The organism is Moorena sp. SIO4A5, from assembly GCF_010672005.1.
Classification (GTDB): domain Bacteria; phylum Cyanobacteriota; class Cyanobacteriia; order Cyanobacteriales; family Coleofasciculaceae; genus Moorena.
In genome coordinates, this window is record NZ_JAAHHZ010000556.1 from 1 (window position 1) to 3,229 (window position 3,229).

2 protein-coding genes and 1 pseudogene are annotated in these 3,229 nt (G+C 44.9%); all 3 read right to left on the reverse strand.

Translation table 11 applies throughout. The features are described from left to right. The coding region (locus F6K57_RS40905; RefSeq protein ID WP_364306241.1) for a hypothetical protein at positions 1 to 506 on the reverse strand (506 nt) is incomplete at its 3' end. Positions 507 to 557: 51 nt separating this feature from the next. Beyond that, positions 558 to 836 (reverse strand): annotated as a pseudogene (locus F6K57_RS42360) (hypothetical protein); the annotation flags it as partial. After that, positions 827 to 2,251 carry a DUF11 domain-containing protein gene (locus tag F6K57_RS40910; RefSeq protein WP_075901870.1) on the reverse strand — a complete coding sequence of 475 codons (1,425 nt, stop codon included), beginning with the start codon at positions 2,249 to 2,251 and terminating at the stop codon, positions 827 to 829. The pseudogene F6K57_RS42360 and the gene F6K57_RS40910, both read right to left, overlap by 10 nt. Positions 2,252 to 3,229 lie beyond the last annotated feature (978 nt).

A 3,229-nucleotide genomic window follows, 5' to 3' on the forward strand; every position in this document is an offset into this window, starting at 1 on the left:
CTAGTATTGAGCACTTGAGTATCACCGATGGCAGGCAACATATCGACTACAAGTATATTAGTCATCGGCACCGTACCTTGATTGGTGATAGTGAGCTGGTAATCTACCTGTCCCCCCGGAACCGTGGTGCCACTAGTGGAGAAAGTGGTATCGACCTCACCCTGAACTACCTTTTGTGAATCGAGGGTTGCGATGCCAGCTATTTCAACGTTTGCTGTTCTGCGACAAATCGTCTCATCGGTGATGCCATCCCCATCCACATCAACCGTATCCTGAGTTCTGCGGTTATTATTGTTGCAATCGAACACACTATCGTTGGACATGATGAATAATTCATTAGTCAACGAACCTGTACTCACGCCCTGCTCAACCACTGTATCGACATAGATTCTCAGCCACCTATTCTCTGGTATTTGGGTTCCTGTAATTTCCCAACGCAGCAACGTGCGACCGGTGCCGTTGTAGTTTGGAATGGCCTCGAAGTTGATGGGAGGGTCAGCGGGCAAACTACTCGATCCCCCATTGGTAAACCTCCAGGCACCCCCATACTCAAGCCCTGCTGGCAGTAAATCGGCAATAATGGGATTGACATAATCTGCGGTAGCGCTCGACTCGTTGCGAAACTGTAGCCGAAATTCTATGGTGTCACCAGGAGCATAGGGTCCACTACTAGTTTCGTCTCTTTTGTTTGGATTTACGATGGCTTGTAATGCCGAGATTTCTGTCTCTTGGCACTGTTCCAGGGGGTCTGTTGGTGAATTGGGCGTCCAAGTCAGTTGGGCACAGTTTTTGATCGTCTCCCCAATCTCGCGGTCAGGCTGAACCTCTACAAACAGTTTTGGTCTATTACTGCCTCCTGTAGCTTGAAAACCGGTACATTGGTGTACTCGAACTCAACCCCTGTAATGTATTCCCCTGCTCCTAAGGTGATGTCCGTCCCAATGGTGAGGGTGGTGTTCTGAGGGTGTGAGGTACCGGCTGTCAAGGGGTTGAGATTAGTTTTGTAGCGGACAATCACATCCCCGGTGTAATTGTTGTATCTGCCTGTGCTAATTTTAGTGACTCGCACCTGATCTAAGAGGTTAATCCCATCCTCATTGACTTGATCTAGGTCGTCAGTGACTGTTAGAGTAGTAATCGGTACATTACCGGTATTTCTTGGGTCAAGCCGAAACTCAAATTCATTGCCAATAGCCACCTGACCCGAGAATGATTTAGAATTCAATGTGCCTTGATAGTTCGGGTCTGCAAAACCATGTTCAGCCTCACCATTTAAGTTCAACGGGGTGCCATCAATCAGTTCTCCTGTTGCGGCAGCTGGGTTAATCACAGTACTATTGGCACCACTAGTGTTGAAGGTAGCACTAGGATACTCAACAGAGACTTGTGCGTTGAAACAATTTCTGCCACTCTGAATACTGAGGTTACCGACATTCCAAGTGACAACCCCTGAGTTATGGGTACCCTCATTGGTAGCACTAAGAAAACTTGACCCAACCGGAAGAGTATCTTGAACAACGACATTTTCTAGGTTTAGACCACCCTCAAGATTCTGGTCGTGGCAAAGCTTAATCTCATAGGTCACTGGTGAATCAAGAGCCGGATCACCATTGCTAGGAATCACCCGATTTTTCTCCAATGTCCACTTGTTTAACGCAGCGTTTGAATCGATATCAGAGTTAATGTTTAGAGCATTGGAGGTGGCATTCTCGGTATTAGAACTTGTCCCTTCGGCTAGGTTAGTTGGTTCTATATCGTTTACAGTCGTACCGGGGGGAAACTGGACTCGAATCTCCAAGTTGACAGGGGAACCTGCTGGAATGGGTGAATTATACTCAACGGTAGCCAGTCCTGTATCCTCGTCATAGCTGACAGTAGCAGGACGTCCAGGAAGGATGCTGACATTGTTAGAAGACCAATCAATCTCAGGAGGGAGTTGGTCAGTAATCACCACATCCTGGCAGTCCTCATCCCCACTACAGGAGACCCGGATGGTGTAGATAAATTCTTGTCCTGATGGAACTTCCGTAATGATATTACCATCCGCATCATTAGCCACTTTCACCAACTGGAGTTGGGCATCAGCCCATACTGGAGTAGCGTAACCTGCGATCGTACTGACTAACATCACACTGCCAATCAGTGTATGGCCAGGAAACTGGCAAGGAAAAATTTTCCAAAGAGGATAGGGTAGGCTTTTTGAACCCAAATCGGGTGCGATCGCTTGGAGATAGTTCAATAAAGATTTCATGACTGGCCGCGATGAATAATGAGAATTGAGAAATTAAACTAAAGACGTTTTTATAGACAAATCCGGTATCGAGAGATTACTCAAAGGATAGGAATTAAAACACAAATAAACTGAAACACAAATAAACTTTATGGGCGCACGGTGTGTGCCCAATTGATTGTGCTTTATGCAAGTGATAACCCCCCATAGTTAGTCAGTAAATCTCCCTAGTGAGAACACGGCTTTTTCCTTAATTAGTAGTGCTATTTTTTGTGCGAGCAGACCTTGTCTTGATACAGTGGCTCATGGGTTAAACCCCCATGAGGCCACTGCATCGCTTTTAAGCTTTGCCTAAAACAGATTAAAGCGATCGCACCCTAATTTTTCGCTGGTTTTAACTCTTCTAGTTAAACTATTGTTATTGTCCTAATCTAGGATTGCTTCATTTAAGCTGCTTTTGCCTAGAGATAATTACTGAAATTTCACCTGAAATTTAAAAATTTTAAATTGGTGATATCCGTGAATTACACATCATCATGTTTACGGAAGCAGCTTCTTAACTGGAATAGGATTGACTTAAAAGTTGGAAAAAACTTAAGATCGGGATAAAAGAGGCAAGATCGGGAGGATGGAGAAGCAGAAGTGTTGAGTGGCTTCACAAAACTTAATATAAATAGTTATAGGACTTCTAGAAACCGAAAAATTGCTAAAAACATAGGCTCTCCCATACCTGTGGTGATCAGCTGTTAGGCATTTTTAATGCATAACAGCAAGGCAGAAGGCAGAAGGGATGCATCGCCCTCGTTATAGATTAACAACAAAAAGATGCACCGAGTCAAAACGCGGTGCATCGCTACTCCCTACTCCCTATTTCCTTTAGAGTCTAAAAATTCTCCCGATTCCGATTTGCCTGCTCCATCTTTTCTACAACCAGGTCTATGGGCATCATTCCCAATTCCCCAGCGGCACGGGTACGAATATTTAAACTGTTTGCTTCGA